This window comes from Vibrio sp. RE88, assembly GCF_013113835.1.
Taxonomy (GTDB): Bacteria; Pseudomonadota; Gammaproteobacteria; order Enterobacterales; family Vibrionaceae; genus Vibrio.
This window is the reverse complement of sequence record NZ_VTYQ01000014.1, coordinates 22,693-41,346: the sequence shown is the minus strand read 5'-3', so window position 1 is coordinate 41,346 and position 18,654 is coordinate 22,693. Positions and strand designations below refer to the sequence as shown.

Below are 18,654 nucleotides of genomic sequence, written 5' to 3'. Positions count from 1 at the left end.
GTACTGGTTTACAGTGCCGCGATGGTTGTCTTCTGCTCTTCAAGCTTGATTAAGGTTTCTTGGTAACCTTCTAGCTTTTCACGTTCTTTCGCAACAACCGCTTCAGGCGCTTTAGCAACGAAACCTTCGTTACCTAGTTTACCTTCGATACGTTTGATTTCGCCGTGCGTTTTCTTGATTTCGCCATCAAGACGAGCAAGCTCTGCATCTTTGTCGATCAGACCCGCCATTGGGATCATCAGCTCAGATTTCTCAACCAGTTTAGTTGCACAAGCTGGGGTCTCTTCACCTTCAGCCAGTACTTTGATTTCATCTAGTTTAGCCAGTGAGCTGAGTACTGTCTTGTTTGCTTCGATACGCGCAGCATCTTTCTCATCAGCAACCTTAACCATTACCGATAGACCTTTGCTTGGTGCAATATCGTACTCGGCACGTAGGTTACGGATCGCGGTGATGAAGGTCTTAACCCATTCGATATCTTCTACGATTTCTGCATTGAAGTTCTCTTGGTTAAACTGAGGCAGCGCTTGAGTCATGATAGTGTCGCCCTCAACACCGTCTACTAGAGGCTTCACGCTCTGCCAGATAGATTCAGTGATGTAAGGAAGCACTGGATGAGCTAGACGAAGCGTTTTCTCAAGTACCGTGATCAGCATGTGGCGAGTCGCAACTTGCTGAGCTTCAGTGCCTTTCCAAAGAACTGGCTTAGTCAGCTCTAGGTACCAGTCACAGAATTGGTTCCAGATGAATTCGTAAAGCGTGTTTGCTGCCATGTCTAGACGGAAGTTGTCTAGGTGAGCGTTAAACTCTTTCGCAGCCAGCTCAAACTGAGATTCAATCCATTTGTCCGCTAGAGAGAACTCTAGGTTCGCGCGTTCTTCAGCAGACAGTGACATACCACAATCGTGCTCTTCTGTATTCATCAGTACGTAACGGCTTGCGTTCCATAGCTTGTTACAGAAGTTACGGTAACCTTCAAGACGCTTCATATCCCAGTTGATGTCACGGCCAGTAGAAGCCATAGCAGCCAGTGTGAAACGCAGTGCGTCAGTACCGTATGGTTCGATACCATTCTCGAATGTCTTACGCGTGTTCTTCTCGATCTTCTTCGCTAGCTGAGGCTGCATCATGTTGCCACAACGTTTCTCTACTAGGGATTCAAGGTCGATACCATCGATCATGTCGATAGGGTCAAGTACGTTACCCTTAGACTTAGACATCTTGTCGCCGTTTTCGTCACGGATTAGGCCCGTTACGTAAACTGTCTTAAATGGTACTTGTGACTTACCGTTTTCATCTTTGTTGAAGTGCATGGTCATCATGATCATACGCGCAACCCAGAAGAAGATGATGTCGAAGCCCGTTACTAGTACGTCTGAAGGGTGGAATGTCTTCAGGTCTTCAGTTTGCTCAGGCCAGCCTTGAGTACCGAAAGTCCATAGCGCAGAAGAGAACCAGGTATCGAGTACGTCGTCGTCTTGGCGAAGAACTACGACAGGTGCAAGGTTGTTGTTTGCACGTACTTCTTCTTCAGTACGACCTACATAAACGTTGCCGTCGTTGTCGTACCAAGCCGGGATACGGTGACCCCACCAAAGCTGACGAGAGATACACCAGTCTTGAATGTCACGCATCCAAGAGAAGTACATGTTTTCGTACTGTTTAGGAACGAACTGGATTTCGCCATCTTCAACCGCTTTAACAGCAGGCTCTGCAAGAGGTGCTGCACGTACGTACCATTGGTCAGTTAGCATTGGTTCGATAACCACACCGCCACGGTCGCCGTAAGGAACAGTCAGGTCGTGATCTTTGATTTCGTCTAGAAGGCCTAGCTCTTCAAATTCTGCAACGATCGCTTTACGCGCAGCAAAGCGCTCCATGCCGTGGTATTTCGCTGGTAGCTCAGTTGAGTACACATCACTTGCTTCACCGTTAGTGGTGAAGACTTCAGCCGCGTCACGGATGTCTGCGTTGAAAGTTAGGATGTTGATCATTGGTAGCTGGTGGCGCTTACCCACTTCGTAGTCATTGAAATCGTGCGCAGGAGTGATCTTCACACAACCAGTACCTTTCTCCATATTAGCGTGCTCGTCACCCACAATAGGGATACGACGCTCAACGACAGGAAGAAGAATTTCTTTGCCGATCAGATCTTTGTAACGTGGATCTTCAGGGTTTACAGCAACACCCGTATCACCAAGCATGGTTTCAGGACGAGTCGTCGCAACAACAATGTAGTCTTTACCTTCTGCTGTCTTCACGCCATCCGCTAGCGGGTAGCGGAAGTGCCACATGTGGCCTTTTTTATCTTTGTTTTCAACTTCAAGATCAGAAATTGCAGTGTGCAGTTTCGGATCCCAGTTTACTAGACGCTTACCACGGTAGATCAGGTCTTCTTCATACAGGCGAACGAAGACTTCTTGAACCGCGTTAGATAGTCCATCATCCATTGTGAAACGCTCGCGGTCCCAATCTACCGATGCACCTAGGCGACGAAGCTGCTTAGTGATTGTGCCACCCGATTCGTTCTTCCAATCCCAGATCTTGTCGATGAAGGCATCACGACCGTAGTCATGTTTGGTTTTGCCTTCTTCTGCTGCGATTTTACGCTCAACAACCATCTGAGTAGCGATACCAGCGTGGTCAGTACCTACCTGCCAAAGGGTGTTTTTGCCCTTCATACGTTCAGCACGGATCAGAGTATCCATGATTGTATCTTGGAACGCGTGGCCCATGTGTAGGCTACCAGTGACGTTCGGTGGCGGGATCATGATGCTGTATGATTCTTTCGTCGTGTCACCGTGTGGCTTAAAGTAGCCTTTCTCTTCCCAAGCTTGGTATAAAGCTTGTTCAATTGAAGTTGGGTTGTATGTCTTTTCCATAGCTATAGATATTCTGCAGATAGGTCTGGTTTAATTCTAAGTCAATCTTTATAAGTGAACTCTCTAGAAGGAGAGCTTAGCTATAAGGATTGACCATTAGTTGTGTGCGATGTCGATCGTTTGTAGCTGATAACCCGCTTGGCGATAGATTTTATATCGTTCTCGCGCCAGTTGCTTGGCTTTTTCTTCGCAAGGGACGAAGTCTACCACCTCTGCAAACTTGTTCGCAAAGGTTGTCTCATTTTCCGCCAAATTTATTACCAGTTGACGGTTCCATGAGGGCTTAATGCCTTGGTATCCGATTTCAATGCCTGTGCCATATTTAGGCCCTTCACCAGTGAGGTTATGAGCCAGATATTGCTCAGCATCCACTTGCCAGAAACATTCCGCTAACTGCTCAGCATGCTGCTTATCATGGCAATGGAGATACACCTTAGCGCCTTGTTTGGCAAAGTGACCAGCCAGAAACAAAACATATTGTTCAAAGCCTTGTCGGTTGGCTTGCGGTGAATCGGGCTTAATGATGTAAAACGTCGCGTTTGGCATAATCATTCCGAATAAAAAAGGGCCTTTCGGCCCTTTAGAATTTGTTCAGAAATTACTCTTCTGTCTCTTGGCCACTGCGGTTCAGTAAGAACTGGACAAGCATTGAGACCGGACGGCCTGTTGAGCCTTTTGCTGCGCCAGACTTCCACGCAGTACCTGCGATGTCGACGTGTGCCCAGTTGTATTTCTTAGCAAACTTAGACAGGAAGCAACCCGCTGTAATCGTACCGCCAGGGCGACCACCGATGTTTGCCATGTCAGCAAACGGGCTCTTCAGTTGCTCATAGTATTCGTCTGCCATTGGTAGACGCCATGCGCGGTCACTGGCTTGCTCAGAAGCATTAACCAGTTCATGAGACAGTGGGTTGTGGTTAGAGATAACACCGCTAATGTGGTGACCCAGTGCAATCACACAAGCACCTGTTAGCGTTGCTACGTCTACCACACAATCTGGTTCGAAGCGCTCAACGTAAGTCAGCGCATCACAAAGAACCAAACGGCCTTCAGCGTCGGTATTCAGTACCTCAACAGTTTGACCTGACATTGTTGTCAGAATGTCACCTGGACGGTAAGCATTACTGCCCGGCATGTTTTCACAGCCAGCAAGAACACCAATGACGTTGATTGGTAGGTTCAGTTTCGCCAGAGACTTCATGGTACCGAAAACAGATGCCGCACCACACATGTCGTACTTCATCTCATCCATGCCTTCACCCGGCTTAAGTGAGATGCCGCCTGAATCAAAAGTCAGACCTTTACCAACCAGCACGATTGGCTTCGCTTCTAGATCTGGGTTGCCCTTGTACTCCATGATAGACATCATAGATTCATTCTTAGAGCCGCGGCCTACCGCTAGGTATGAAGTCATCCCTAGTTTTTCCATCTCTTGCTCACCAATAATCTTGGTTGTGATGGTGTCGTAGTCATCAGCCAGACGACGCGCCTGAGAAGCAAGGTAAGCAGGGTTGGCGATGTTTGGCGGCATGTTGCCAAGATCTTTCGATGCTTTAACACCAGAAGAGATCGCCAGACCGTGTGTGATTGCTTTTTCACCTAGGTTTAGCTCACGACGTGTTGGTACGTTAAATACCAGCTTACGTAGCGGGCGACGCGTTTCCGGCTTAACGCTCTTAAACTGATCGAAAGTGTACAAGCCATCTTTGGTTGCTTCGACTGCCTGACGCACTTTCCAGTATGTGTCACGACCTTTCACGTGCAGCTCTGTTAGGAAGCATACCGCTTCCATTGAACCTGTCTCGTTCAAGGTATTGATGGTTTTCTGAATAATTTCTTTGTACTGACGTTCGCCTAGCTCACGTTCCTTGCCACAACCGACAAGCAAAACGCGCTCAGACAAAACACCTGGTACTTGATGCAGCAGTAGCATCTGCCCTGGTTTACCTTCCAGATCACCACGGCGAAGTAGTGAACTGATATAGCCGTCGCTGATTTTATCGAGCTGTTCAGCAACTGGAGAAAGGCGACGTGGTTCGAATACACCCACAACGATACATGCACTACGTTGCTTTTCCGGGCTACCACTCTTTACACTGAACTCCATGCGTACTCCTACATCCTGAAGACAAATAGAACTAAATGTTAGATAATGGCGTCTTACTTGTTGATTCCTTAATCGGAACTACTTTTAAATAAGCGCGTTAACAGTTAGCCAAAAAATTTAAAAATAAAAGGTTCAACGGGAAATTATAGTGATTCAATTAAAAAAACAAGTTTTGTATAGGTAATTTCAGCGTGATTATTGTTAGATATTTGATCCGCGAGACACTCAAGAGCCAGTTAGCGATATTTTTTATCCTGTTTTTAGTGTTTTTAAGCCAAAAATTGATCAAAGTTTTAGCGGATGCTTCGGACGGGGATATTCCCGCCGGTCTGGTTATGCACTATGTGAGTTTGAGTATGCCGTCAATGGGGCTGTTAATGCTGCCATTGAGTCTTTTTCTCGGTATTTTGCTCACTTTTGGCCGACTGTATGCAGAAAGTGAAATAACCGTTATGAATGCGACTGGAATAGGAAATAAGTTTCTTATTCGCGCCGCACTCTATCTTGCGGTGATTACTGGTGTGATTGCTGCAGCCAATGCGTTTGTATTTTCTCCGATGAGTCAGGAAAAGCTGATTCAACTTCAGGAAGAAGTCGAAGCGGAGAACAGTGTTGACCTATTGCAGAAAGGTCAGTTCCAAGGCACGCCGGACGGATCTTCTGTGGTCTTTATCGATGATATTGAAGGCAAGCAGCTCAAACATGTGTTTGTGGCTCAGATGCGCCCACGTGATTCAATTCTGCCAAGTGTGTCCTTCTCGCAATCTGGTGAGGTGAAAGAACTGAGTGATGGACGTCAGGTTATTCGCATGTACGACGGTACACGTTATGAAGGTGTACCAACGCGCGTTGATTACATGGTGACCGACTTTGACCAGTATGAAGGCTTGATTGGCCAGCGAGATGTGAAGCCGAAAGGGCGTGACTGGGAAGCTATCCCGACGATGCAGTTGGTGTCTAACCCAGATCCGCGCGCTCAGGCCGAATTGCAATGGCGCATCTCTCTGGTTGTCTGTATTCCGCTTCTGACTATGCTGGTCGTCCCGTTGTCAGCGGTTAACCCGCGTCAGGGACGCTTCGCTAAAATGGGCCCAGCGATTCTCATCTATTTGGCGTACTTCCTTTCGATCAGTGCCACTAAGTCGGCGCTAGAAGATGGTTCTATCCCATCGTTTATCGGTATGTGGCCGATTAACGCGGCCTTGCTGCTGACCGCAATAGGGATCAATTCGATGGACAGTATTCCAATGCGACGCTTTAAAGACAAACTAAGACAAAGAAAGAAGGCAGCATAAGCCGTGTTTAAAATTCTCGATCTTTATATTGGCAGAACCATTATCGCCACGACGTCGCTCGTATTGGCGACCTTTGTTGGCCTGTCTGCCATCATCAAATACGTTGAACAGCTACGTAAAGTGGGGCAGGGCAGTTATGACTTGCTGCAAGCCTTGTTTTACGTGTTACTAAGTATTCCGCGTGATATCGAAATGTTCTTCCCAATGGCGGCTTTGCTAGGTGCTTTGATTGGACTAGGTATGCTGGCGTCAAGTTCCGAGTTGGTGGTGATGCAGGCTGCTGGCTATTCCAAGCTGGATATCGGCCTGTCGGTCTTGAAAACGGCAGTGCCTCTGATGGTTCTTGTGACTTTGCTTGGTCAATGGGGCGCACCTCAGGCACAGAAAATGGCGCGCGATCTGCGTGCGTTTACCACATCTGGTGGTGCCATTATGTCAGTGCGGACTGGAGTGTGGGCCCGGGATGCCAACGATTTTATCTTTATCGGTAAAGTTGAAGACGATAAGCTATACGGTTTGAGCATGTGGCGCTACAACGACGACAAACAGTTGGAAAGTGTGGTGCATGCAGCCGAAGTGGATTACTTATCTGACAACACTTGGGTGATGAAAGATGTGCAGTTGACTGAAATGGCGGATGAAGTGGAAATCACCAAAACCAGTTTGCCTGAGTATCGTTGGACGACCTCTTTAGCGCCTGACAAGCTCGCTGTCGTGACAGTGAAACCCGAAGAGTTATCACTCAGTGGTCTTTATGATTACGTGACGTATTTGAAAGCTTCAGAGCAGGATGCTTCGCGTTATGAGCTGGCTCTGTGGCGCAAAGTGACTCAACCGTTTTCCATTGCCGTTATGATGTTGATGGCGCTGTCGTTTATCTTTGGACCGCTACGTAGTGTTACCATGGGGGCACGTATCCTATCTGGTGTAGTGGCGGGTTTTACCTTCTATATCTCTAGTGAGTTCTTTGGTCCACTCAGTCTGGTTTACAGTATCCCACCAGTTTTTGGTGCTGTGATGCCAAGTATTGTCTTCCTGACAGTGGCGCTAGCTCTCTTGCGAAGAAAGCTCTAAACACGACTTCTGAAATAAAAACGGCTGCCATCGGCAGCCGTTTTACTGTTTATCACAGCAACTTTTTCAATCGGTACAACTCTTCCAGTGCCTGACGTGGCGTTAAATCATCAGGGTCGATGCCAGAAAGAGCTTCTTCCACTTCGCTTGGCTCTGGAATCAGGCTCAGTTGATTAGCAATATCGACCGCACTGCTGGTGACGCAGCTGCTTTCTCCTTGACTGAGTTGCTCAAGCTGAGTCAGTTTTGCTCGGGCATTTTTAATGACACTCTTTGGCACACCAGCCAGCCCTGCCACAGCAAGGCCGTACGATTTGCTCGCTGCACCTTCTTGAACGGCGTGCATGAAGGCTATGGTATCGCCATGTTCCACCGCATCTAGGTGGACGTTCGCTAAATGAGGAATCTGGTTTGGCAGCTCGGTCAGCTCAAAGTAGTGGGTGGCAAACAAGGTCATTGAACCAAGCTCTTTTGCCAACCATTCGGCACTCGCCCAAGCGAGAGAAAGACCATCGTAAGTACTGGTGCCTCGACCGATTTCATCCATCAGTACTAGACTATTGGTCGTCGCATTGTGGAGGATGTTAGCCGTTTCAGTCATCTCTACCATGAAAGTAGAACGGCCAGAGGCAAGATCATCGGATGCCCCAATACGGGTAAAGATGCGATCGATCGAACCAATTTGAGCCGATTCAGCCGGTACGTAAGAACCGATATGGGCCATTAGCGCAATCAGGGCAGTCTGGCGCATGTAGGTTGATTTACCGCCCATGTTCGGGCCGGTGATGATCAGCATCTTACGCTGTGGATTGAGCTCTATCGGATTGGCAATAAAAGGTTCATCCATCACTTGCTCAACGACAGGGTGGCGCCCTGACTGGATGTGAATACCAGGCTCTTGACTCATCACAGGTCTGCAGTAATCTAAGCTGTCCGCCCGCTCTGCAAGGTTTTGCAGCACATCTATTTGGGAAATAGCGGAGGCCAAATTCTGCAGCTTTTCTAAGTGAGGCATTAAAAGATCAAATAGTTCTTCCCATAACTGTTTCTCAAGCGCCAGTGCCTTAGATTTGGAATTAAGAACCTTATCTTCGTGCTCTTTCAGCTCAGGAATGATGTAGCGCTCTGCATTTTTCAACGTTTGACGGCGCACATAGTGCGGAGGTACTAGGTGGCTTTGTCCGCGGCTGACTTGGATGAAGAATCCGTGAACATTGTTGTAGCCGACTTTGAGCGTATCGATGCCATGGCGTTCACGTTCATCCTGTTCCATTTTTTCCAGATACTCAGTCGCACCATCGGCGAGTTTTCGCCATTCGTCGAGCTCGGCATTGTACCCTTCAGCAATCACGCCACCGTCTCGGATCACCACCGGTGGGTTCTCTTTAATGGCACGTTCAAGCAGCTCACAAACGGCTTCTTGTGGCGCCGCATATTGCCCTAGCTTGGTGAGGTAAGGGTGAGCAAGTGTGCCCATTGTCTCTGCCAATTCAGGCAATTGCTGCATAGCATGGCGTAAGCGCGCCATGTCACGAGGGCGGGCGCTGCGCAAAGCAAGACGCGCCAAGATACGCTCGATGTCGCCAATTTGTTTGAGAGTTGGGTGTAAGTCAGTAAACAGAGTCAGTTCTTTCAGTTCACTGATCGCGTCTAGGCGATGGTTGAGCGTACTGATGTCACGCATTGGCTGATGAAGCCAACGTTTCAACATTCGGCTACCCATAGGCGTCGCAGTATGATCAATGACCTCGGCGAGTGTATTGTCAGTCCCGCCCGCTAAGTTCTGAGTGATCTCCAGATTGCGACGAGTGGCCGCGTCGAGAATGACGGAATGATCCTGACGATCATAAGTTAGGGAGCGGATATGAGGCAGAGCGGTACGCTGTGTGTCTTTCACGTACTGGATCAGACAGCCAGCGGCGCATAGCCCTAGATGTTCCTGTTCCACGCCGAAACCAACCAAATCACGAGTACCAAACTGCTGGTTTAACTGCTGTTTAGCGGTATCCAGTTCGAACTCCCACACCGGGCGACGACGATTACCGTTACGTGCAGCCATCAATTCTACTGGTTCGAAGTCTTCTGGAAAGAGCAGTTCACGAGGGGCGGTACGTTGCAGTTCTGCCGCCATCGCTTCTTCGGTTTCCGGTTCCATCAGTTGGAAGCGGCCAGAGGTCACATCCAGTGTGGCGTAACCAAATTTACCATCGTGGTGATAAATCGCCGCGATGAGGTTATCAATCCGTTCCGAGAGCAGTGCTTCGTCAGTGACTGTACCCGGCGTCACAATACGAACGACTTGGCGTTCCACCGGTCCTTTACTGGTGGCTGGGTCGCCAATCTGCTCACAGATAGCCACTGATTCACCGAGCTGAACGAGCTTAGCCAGATACCCTTCTACCGCATGAAACGGAACACCAGCCATAGGAATGGGTTCTCCAGCGGAGGCTCCACGTTTGGTCAGCGAGATATCAAGTAACTGAGATGCACGCTTGGCATCGTCATAAAAAAGCTCATAGAAATCTCCCATTCGATAGAACAGCAATATATCCGGATTTTCAGCCTTCAATTTGAGGTACTGCTGCATCATGGGAGTGTGTTTTTGTTCAGCTTTCACGGGTAACTTCTTCGTCTGATTTTATTGCGGCTTAGGATACGTGAATCCTCTGCCAGCGGAAAGAGATTCGCTCATTTTATAGAGTAAGTGTTAGCAGTGAGTCGCTTCTTCAAATTGGCTTAGCTGAAGCGAACAGTGAAAAGTGATTGTATGAAAAGTTTATGATTTAAATGGTTTTTATGAAGTTAGTCATATAATGATGCAAATAGTTTTTATTCACTCTGTTGGTTAAGTATTCTGAATGTGTCTCTAAATTATTTATAAGTATTTATATAAATAAATTCTGCATCGACCTGATGCTTTGAAAACTAAGTAACGTCTATGACTTTGAATGACTTCCTATCTGAGCTGATGGCTTTTCCCACCAGTATCTTTTTTGTGCCCTTTTTGCTGTTTTTAGTGGTGATGTTGATTGATCTGGTGTTCAACGTTGTTGAAAGTGCCACGGCAGAGCTTGATCTGTTTGATTTCGATAACCTTCCTGGCTCAGGGCTTTTGTTACCACCAGTGCTGTCCAAAGTGCCGCTTATGGTGGCGCTGTGTAGTAGTTTTTTTGTTGCGACGGTTTTGTCTTTTTACACCTCACAATGGACCCAAAGCTGGTGGAACGACGGGCTTCTCATTGCAGCAAATCTCATCTCTGTCCCTTTCACTGCGTATTTCGCTTTAATGATTGCAGCTTGGCTCTTGAACCCCTTAAGTCCGCTGTTTGATAAGAAAAAAGCCTTTGCTCAGGTTGAGTATGTGGGCTTGGCTGCAAGGGTGCATAGCAGCAAAGTCACTTCTGAGATTGGCGAAGTCATGGTTGTACAGAATGGCAACGAATACTTACTCGATGCAGTGACCGAGCAAGATATTGATATTGAATACGGTGATGAGGTGATCATTGTGGCCAGAGAGGCCGAATCTCGTCGCTACGTAATAGCAAAAAAATAATCAAAAATTTTACAACAGGAGTTGGTTAATGGAAATTTCCCCAAGTGTGATTTTTATAGCAGTGGGTGTTGGTGTTGCACTGCTGATTTTGATCTTTCTTACTTCACGATACAAGAAGGTTAGAGGAGAAGGGGATGCCTTGATTGTCAATGGCTTAGAACGTACTCGCGCGTCATTGACGGGGACATTTGTCTGGCCTGTGATCAACCAGTTTGAATACATGGACATCACTCGTAAGAAGATCTCGGTTACTCGTAGCGGTCGCAAAGATCAGGAAGGGGAAGAGTACGAAGGGTTGCACTGTCGCGACAACATTCGAGCGGATCTCAAAGTCGATTTCTACATCGGTGTAAACCACGAAGAAGAAGACATAGTTCGTGTTGCAAAGCTATTTACCGCTCATGAGGCGTCAAACTTAGAGCGTCTGAAAGAGCACTTCCAGCCGAAATTCTCTGAAGCTCTCAAAACGGCAGTGAAGCAGTTTGAATTTGAAGAATTGCTGACCAACCGCCGCGCATTCCGTGATGCTGTTGTTCAAGTAATTGGCAGTGAGATGGACGGTTTTAAGATCTACGACGTTGTTATCGACAAGATTGACCAAACTGCGCTCGATGCCCATAACCCGAACAACATTCTTGATGTAGAAGGTATTCGCAAAATCTCGGCGATTACGGCACAAAAAAACACAGAAACCAACGCTATTCGTCAGGATGAGCGTACGACGATCAAAAAGAAAAATGTTGAGGCGGAAGCCAATCGCCTTCAGCTTGATAAGCAAGAGCAGGAAAGTGTAGCACGCACTCAGCGTGAAGTTGACATCATCAAAGCACAAGAAGAAGCCCTGTCTGCAGAGAAGAAAGAGGAATACCAACGCATTACTGAACTCGCGAAGTTGGAAACCGAAGAAGAAGTCGCGAAAAAACGCGAAAGTGTGCAGATGGAAGTGGAAATGACGCGAATAGCTAACCAGCGTCAGGTCGCGATTCAAGAAGAAGAACTCACTCGCTCAGTGGAAACTGAAAAAGTTCGGACTGCAACTGAAGTTGTTGAAAAAGAAATGCAGAAAGAAACCACCGTTGAGGAGTCTCTGAAATCGGTCGCGGAAACTCGTTCTCAGCGCGTAGAAATCGAACGTAAGATTGCTCGTGAAGAAGAAGAAACAGAGAACTTACGAGTGAATGAACAGGTTAACCGTAAGAAGCGCGTGACCATGGTGGAAGCTGAAGCAGCAGCAGAAGCGGCGCAATTAGAGCTCCTCGTTGCCGCTCGTGCAGAAAAAGATGCCGCTAAAGAGCGCGCTGAACGCCTGTTGATTGAAAACGAAGCTGAGCTGAAAGTGAAAACCCGCGAAGCGGAAAATGAGCTGGCTGTGAAGTCGCGTGAAGCGGAAGCGGATCAGATCGTTGCTGTGAAACGTGCGGAAGCTGGTTTCATTGCTAAAGACAAAGAAGCCGCTGCGAAAGAGCGAATGGCTCAAGCTGAGAAAGAACTTATTAGCGCGACTGGGTTGGCTCAGGTTGAAGTCGATCGCGAACGAGCGCAGGCCATTCGTGAAACGGGTGAAGCGGAGGCGTTTACTCTACAAAGTGCCGGTGAAGCGGAAGCTCAGGCAATGCGTGCCAAAGGTCTTGCTGAGGCGGAAGCACAATCTGCACGCTTTGAAGCGGCTCAGCAGTACGATGAGCATACACGTGAGCACGACAAGTGGGTTATGCAGTTGCAACAAGAGAAAGATCTTGAGATGGCACGCATTGACGCGCAGAAATCTGTGGTTGGTGAAAATGCCAAGGCCATCGCTCAGGCACTGTCAGACGCAGACATCAAACTCTTTGGTGGTGAAGGGGTGGAGCAGATTCGCCGTACCATCATGGATGCTGCCGCTATGGACAGCAAATTTGAAGAGTCAAAAGTGCTTAACCCGCTGGTTTCTGACTACATGGAAGGCAATCGCAGCCTGCCTCAGGACATCAAAGACGTCCTTGAAAATACCAATCTAAAGAGCAGTGACCTAAGTAACGTTGCTTTGGCTAGCTTGTTGAATTCGCATGGTGGCGCCGCTGAGTTAATGAAGAAAATTCAAAATTCGCTGGACGTCTCACCAGAAAACAAAGCGTAGCGTTACAGACTCTCTCACAGAATCCCGCTTCAGAAGAAGCGGGATAAACAGGTATTACTATGTCAGATTCGACTCAGAAAGCTGTGAGTGAAGGTGGCGCATACGAGGTACTAAAATCTCGTTTGTCTCAACAAGGCCAACAATTAAAATCGCTCACACACTCTTTTAATCAGCAGCGTCAACAAGTCTTCGGCGGTCAGGAACTCAAACTGGTCGGTAAGACGAATGTTCAAACGGACGCACGTTGTATCCCCATCGACATGGCCCAGGTCAATCAGCAACTGCTGTTTGGTTATCAAGTGCACGTTGGAATGAAGGCCGTTCCTGCGTTGCAGGACGTGTTTGGCCTCTATCAATTGCATGAAAATGAGGGGACTTTTCGTGTTGAGCCCACCTCGCTAGACAACAGTTTTCTCCAAGACGCTCGCTTCCAACACGAATTCACTGAGCTATTTACTTATTACCGTGATGCCCGTTTGTCTCAGATTTCACGCCAGGAAAGCACTCTTTATATAGCGTTTCAAATTGGTATGCGGGTAGAAGATCGCAAAGTGTTTCGCTTTCAGATCAATGCCAACTCCATTGAGTATTTGGACTCTGCGGGGCATGCATCTCTCACTGAGACTGTTCAACACGATTTCGATTGGATCGCCACAACACGTGATGATCACGTTATGGGCAACCACCCTCATGTTTCTATTGCTGACAAGTTGTTTGTTGAATGTATTGGCGGCGATCTAACGATTAAGATCGAAGACAATACCGATGATGGCAAAGGCATTTACCGCGAGGAAGTGGAAGATCATCACCAAAGTGTGGCGGATGCACACATTCATTATGCGTTTATCGGTGAGTTGATCGCATTGAAGATTCGCCCTAATCGTGAGCGCAATGATCGCTATTTTGTTTATAACCCTCTCACTCAATCCGTGGTCCGAACGGATGCGCTGAGCGCCAGCGCGAAAGCCTTGCCGGAAGAGCATGGTATTTTATATTCAAACGGCTACGTGCTAGCGAATGGTGAGCATAAACAATTCGATATGCCTTGGCAGCATTTGCAGTTTTTCCAGAAAGTCGTGTCGCCAAATGGCGAAGATATCCTGTATTTCTTCTTTAATATGTTGCAAGGCTACTATGTTGCCTTCACCTACAACATGATAGAGAAACAGTTTGCCGCGCCATTGGAAAGCCACGGTTTTAGCCTATATCCTGATGGGCGGCTGCTGGTATTCCAACTGTCTGAAAATGCGGAAGCTTCCACTATTCACCCTTTGCGAGTGTGGGATACCCCATTCTCAACTACGGAGCATTACGCCAATATTCACGCCCAAACCGATGGCAGTAGTCCACTGTTTAATCTGGGTAATGCGGAACTGGTGCGCGCTCTGTCATCCGTTCTCTCGGTGTGCCAGTTAGCGCAAACAGAAGATGTGACACAAGCGGCCTATGAGATGTTGCTCAAGCAGTGCCAAGGCACGCTCGATCATTACCATTGGTTGAGTCACGACTATGCGCTGGGTATCGGAACCGCCATTAACGAACTGATGGCGACCGCAGATAAAATCATTGATGAGTTTGCCAAAGTTCAGCAATTGCAAAGTCACGCCTCTCAAAGCCTAGAGCAGCAGAAAGTGGTGATTACCGACCTGGTTGGCAAGATAAAGCTTGCGCCTAAAGAACAAGCGAATGTGCTGCTAGGTTTGTTGGCTGAAGTAAAAAGCCAGGTGGGCGCGACAATGGCTCTGCGTCAGCAGCATTACGTTGATGTGGTGAGTGTTGATGGCATGTTGACGACACTTCAGCAGCAACGTGAATCACTGAACCAGCAGCTACTGACATTGCTGCAGGATGAAAAAGCCTACCAGCCATTCAAAAAGCACATTAAACAAATTGAAGCAGAGTTAGAGCAGACAGAAAAGACGTCTCACATGGCCAAGCTTCAGCAGCAATTAGATGGGTTAAGAAGTGATCTGCAATTGGTCACCGAAGAAGTCACGGACATTGAAACCGATGATCCAACTCAGGCGACACGGATCCTAGATCTCACCACGGAGATCTCTTCGCTGCTCAACAGTGTTTCCGCTAAGCTGCGTAGCCGAAGTAAAGGCCTACAGAGCGAGGAAGCGCAAGCGGAGTTCAGTGCCCAGTTTAAATTGCTTGGCCAGTCTGTGAGTAGCGCGATGGAACAAGCAACATCACCGGATGATTGTGACGCTCAGCTCGCTAAATTGATTAGCCAACTTGATAAGCTGGAGTCTCGTTTTGCCGATTTTGACCAATTTCTCGCTGAGATTTATGCCAAAAGAGATGAAATTCAATCGACGTTGGATAACCACAAGCAGCAGTTGATCGCGGCGCAGCAACGCAGAGTACAGAACTTGTTACAGGCTGCGACGGTGACGATGAACAGCATCGATAAACGCGTGGCTAAGTTTGAAGATGTGGCAGGGTTAAACAGCTATTTTGCCACCGACGCTATGGTGCTCAAATTGCACCAATTGTCTGAATCGATTCGCCAGCTGGGAGATAGTGTTAAAGCGGACAGCTTGGATGCCAAACTTAAATCCCTGCAAGATCAGTCACTGCGATCACTGCGCGACAATCAGGATATTTTTGAGCAAGGTGGTAAAGTTCTGCGCTTAGGTAAACACCGCTTTAGTGTGAATCAACAGACGTTGGACTTAAGTCTGATCGAACAACAAGGTGAGCTTTGCACACACATTTCGGGTACGGATTTTTATCAACCGATTGAGAATGAAGAGTTCTTGCAGTTGCAAGGTGTGGCACGACTGGAAGTTGCATCAGAAAGTGACATTGTTTACCGCGCAGAGTATTTGGCTTATCTGATGGTTTATTCGGCTGAGCAAAATGAAGCGGATTTAAGTTTAAATACCTTGTATCAGGCATTGGCTGAGAATCGTTTGGCCGAATTAGTCCAGCGTTTTGCGGCGCCTCGATATCGTGAAGGGTATGTCAAAGGGATTCACGACAGCGACGCGGTAAAAATCTTATCGCAGCTGTTACCTATGTATCAAAAAGCAGGCTTGCTACGTTTTAGCCAGACTGCGAGAGCAAATGCTTTACTCTGGTTGCTGGAGCACGATGAAAGCTCTGTGCATGAGATGAGACTCAAAGCGGTTAACGCTCAATTATTGCGTGAACACCTGAATGCTTCTGATGCCTTTAACAACTTACAGCAGCAGTTAGCGTCAGACTTTTCAGGCCAAGAGGCCGATGACAGTGCCCGTTACTTGATCCACCTGTTGGCACAAAAAGAGGGCGCGATTCAGGTCAGCCAAGATGCGCTTGCCTTAAGCGAAGATTATCTTCAGTTCCGCCGAAGCTTAGGTTGGTCACCTTCCGCGCAGTCATTCAGTGAGCAACTTAACGATCACCAGCAGTGGTTGAAGGCATACACTACTCAGAAAGAGTACGGCCAGGCATTTGTGGTCGAAAGCGCTGCGATTGCGTTGTGCAACACCCAATCAGCGCTTGCGCTAGAGAGTATCGATTTTTCTTTGCAGTGCACCATCAATGGATTGCTCGGGGAACATGATCGTCTCAGTAACGGTGAGTTGGTTGTGGTACTGGATGATTTTATCCAGCGCGGCGAATCACACCGAAGTCAGCTGGTGCCTCAATATGAATCCTATTTGGAGCACAGAACAGAGCTACTCTCTGAGGCTAAAGAGCAGTTCCGCTTAGAAGAGTTTAAACCTCGCCCACTTACTTCATTTGTCCGCAATAAACTGATCAGTGAGAGTTATTTGCCATTGATCGGTGATAACTTTGCTAAGCAGATGGGGACGGTTGGGGATAGCAAGCGCACTGACTTAATGGGGATGTTGTTGCTGATTTCACCTCCCGGCTACGGTAAAACAACGCTAATTGAATACGTTGCGCATAAGTTGGGCTTAGTGTTTATGAAGATCAATGGTCCTTCGATTGGTCATCAGGCGACTTCTTTGGACCCTGCAGATGCACCGGATCAGAACGCGGCTCGGGAGATAGAGAAAATTAATCTGGCGTTTGAGATGGGTAACAACGTCCTTCTGTACCTAGATGATATCCAACATACCCATCCCGAGTTGCTGCAAAAATTCATTTCTTTGTGTGACGGCACTCGTCGAATTGAGGGTACCTGGCAAGGTAAAACCAAAACATACGATATGAGAGGGAAGAAGTTTGCTGTGGTGATGGCGGGCAACCCATATACCGAAACCGGTGAAGCGTTCCGTATCCCAGATATGTTGGCCAACCGAGCAGACATCTACAACCTCGGTGACATGTTATCCGATCAAAAGCAGGCGTTTGAGCTGAGCTTTATTGAAAACTCGCTGACATCTAATTCTGTGCTAGCACCGCTGGCGACGCGTGATCTGAATGACTTGTATCGCTTTGTCCGTATGGCACAGGGCGAGAGCATCGCTTTGAGTGAAATGAGCCATTCTTATTCAGCAACTGAAGCCAATGAAATTGTTTCGACGATTCAAAAGCTAACGCAGGTTCAGCAAACGGTTCTGAAAGTGAATCAACAGTATATCCAGTCAGCTGCAACAGCGGATCAGTATCGTGTGGAACCTGCGTTTAAGTTGCAGGGATCATACCGAAACATGAATAAACTGGTTGAGAAAATCTCGTCGGTGATGACTGATGATGAGTTAAATACCTTACTGCAAGACCATTATCAGGGGGAAGCTCAGACCCTTGCTAATGGCACTGAAGAGAACTTACTGAAACTGGCTGAACTGAGAGGCAATATGACTCCAGAGCAGATGGACAGATGGCAAGAGATCAAACAGAGCTATCAACGTCAGCAACTCATGGGAGACTCTGAAGACAGAGCTGGTCAAGTCGTCCAACAATTAGCCATGCTGAATCAGCATGTCGCTCGTTTTGGGCAGGAGAGTACAAATGAATCGTAATCAATGGGCCAAATGGCTGGAAGAATCTTTGACAGATTATCGTCTCGATGACCATGAGCGACGCCATCTTCAGGCTGAGCTGGCAGAGGCCGTGATGTCAGAAGAGGACCGAGCGTTTTTACGTAATCAGAGCTTTAAGCTCACTAAGCAAGTACTGGAGGAAGGTTCTGACCCAGTAGCCGTATTACGTTGGCTTGAACGTATCATCAAAGTTCTGGATAACGTCAGAGCGAACCAGTCGAGTGAAGTAGCAACCAGTTGGTTTTCGCCGGGAAGAACCTGCGCGACTGGCATCATTGAGCAGCTAAAGCTGGCTCGCGATTCCATCGATATTTGCGTGTTTACGATTGCCGATGATGAACTTACCAAGCACATCCTTGAAGCTCATCAGCGCGGGGTTGAAGTTCGAATCATCACAGACAATGACAAAATGTATGACAAAGGAAGTGATGTTGAGTACTTAGCCAAGCAAGGAATTGCGGTTAAAATCGATACAACGCCTTATCATATGCACCATAAGTTTGCGATTTTCGATCAGAAGCGTCTGATTAACGGTAGCTTCAATTGGACACGCAGTGCTTCGAAATACAATCAGGAAGACATTACTTTGTCTGATGACAAACGCTTCCTGCAATCCTTCTCAAGACAGTTTGAAAAACTGTGGCAGCGATTTCCCTGCCATCAGCCTTCACAACATTAAGG

Annotated in this window: 10 protein-coding genes; 6 read left to right on the top strand and 4 right to left on the bottom strand. The window is 47.6% G+C overall.

The features are described from left to right. Positions 1–8: 8 nt before the first annotated feature. The 3 genes from F0265_RS22505 to pepA form a co-directional block, all read right to left on the bottom strand. Positions 9–2,882: a valine--tRNA ligase gene (locus F0265_RS22505; protein ID WP_171750418.1), complete on the bottom strand. Its 2,874-nt coding sequence runs from the start codon at positions 2,880–2,882 to the stop codon at positions 9–11. Positions 2,883–2,978: 96 nt separating this feature from the next. Then, positions 2,979–3,428 (bottom strand): DNA polymerase III subunit chi, encoded by a 450-nt coding sequence (locus tag F0265_RS22500; protein WP_171750417.1) that lies wholly within the window; start codon positions 3,426–3,428, stop codon positions 2,979–2,981. Positions 3,429–3,480: 52 nt separating this feature from the next. Further along, positions 3,481–4,989, bottom strand: coding sequence for a leucyl aminopeptidase (gene pepA / locus F0265_RS22495; protein ID WP_171750416.1), 1,509 nt, complete (start codon positions 4,987–4,989; stop codon positions 3,481–3,483). Positions 4,990–5,180: 191 nt separating this feature from the next. On the opposite strand from pepA, the gene lptF reads away from it, so the two are divergent. Together lptF and lptG are read left to right on the top strand one after the other, a co-directional pair. Then, a complete protein-coding gene (gene lptF, locus F0265_RS22490) occupies positions 5,181–6,284 on the top strand; it encodes an LPS export ABC transporter permease LptF (RefSeq protein WP_043006736.1) in 1,104 nt (367 codons plus the stop codon). 3 nt (positions 6,285–6,287) lie between these two features. Then, positions 6,288–7,358, top strand: coding sequence for an LPS export ABC transporter permease LptG (gene lptG / locus F0265_RS22485; protein WP_006963120.1), 1,071 nt, complete (start codon positions 6,288–6,290; stop codon positions 7,356–7,358). A 52-nt stretch (positions 7,359–7,410) separates the two neighbouring features. Here the strand turns inward: lptG and mutS are convergent, their stop codons facing one another. Then, positions 7,411–9,975 (bottom strand): DNA mismatch repair protein MutS, encoded by a 2,565-nt coding sequence (mutS, locus tag F0265_RS22480; protein ID WP_171750415.1) that lies wholly within the window; start codon positions 9,973–9,975, stop codon positions 7,411–7,413. 321 nt (positions 9,976–10,296) lie between these two features. Here mutS and F0265_RS22475 point away from each other — a divergent pair, with 321 nt between their 5' ends. Genes F0265_RS22475 through F0265_RS22460 form a run of 4 tightly spaced genes read left to right on the top strand, consistent with a single transcriptional unit; the run spans position 10,297 to position 18,652 of the window. Beyond that, entirely contained in the window at positions 10,297–10,911 is a 615-nt protein-coding gene (locus F0265_RS22475; RefSeq protein ID WP_171750414.1) for a DUF1449 domain-containing protein, read from the top strand. Positions 10,912–10,939: 28 nt separating this feature from the next. Further along, on the top strand, positions 10,940–13,027 hold the full coding sequence (locus F0265_RS22470) for a peptidase (protein WP_171750413.1): 2,088 nt from the start codon (positions 10,940–10,942) through the stop codon (positions 13,025–13,027). A 59-nt stretch (positions 13,028–13,086) separates the two neighbouring features. Beyond that, positions 13,087–17,952, top strand: coding sequence for a DNA repair ATPase (locus tag F0265_RS22465; RefSeq protein ID WP_171750412.1), 4,866 nt, complete (start codon positions 13,087–13,089; stop codon positions 17,950–17,952). Beyond that, on the top strand, positions 17,942–18,652 hold the full coding sequence (locus tag F0265_RS22460; RefSeq protein ID WP_021458704.1) for a phospholipase D-like domain-containing protein: 711 nt from the start codon (positions 17,942–17,944) through the stop codon (positions 18,650–18,652). Before F0265_RS22465 ends, F0265_RS22460 begins: the two co-directional genes overlap by 11 nt. Positions 18,653–18,654: the final 2 nt, after the last annotated feature.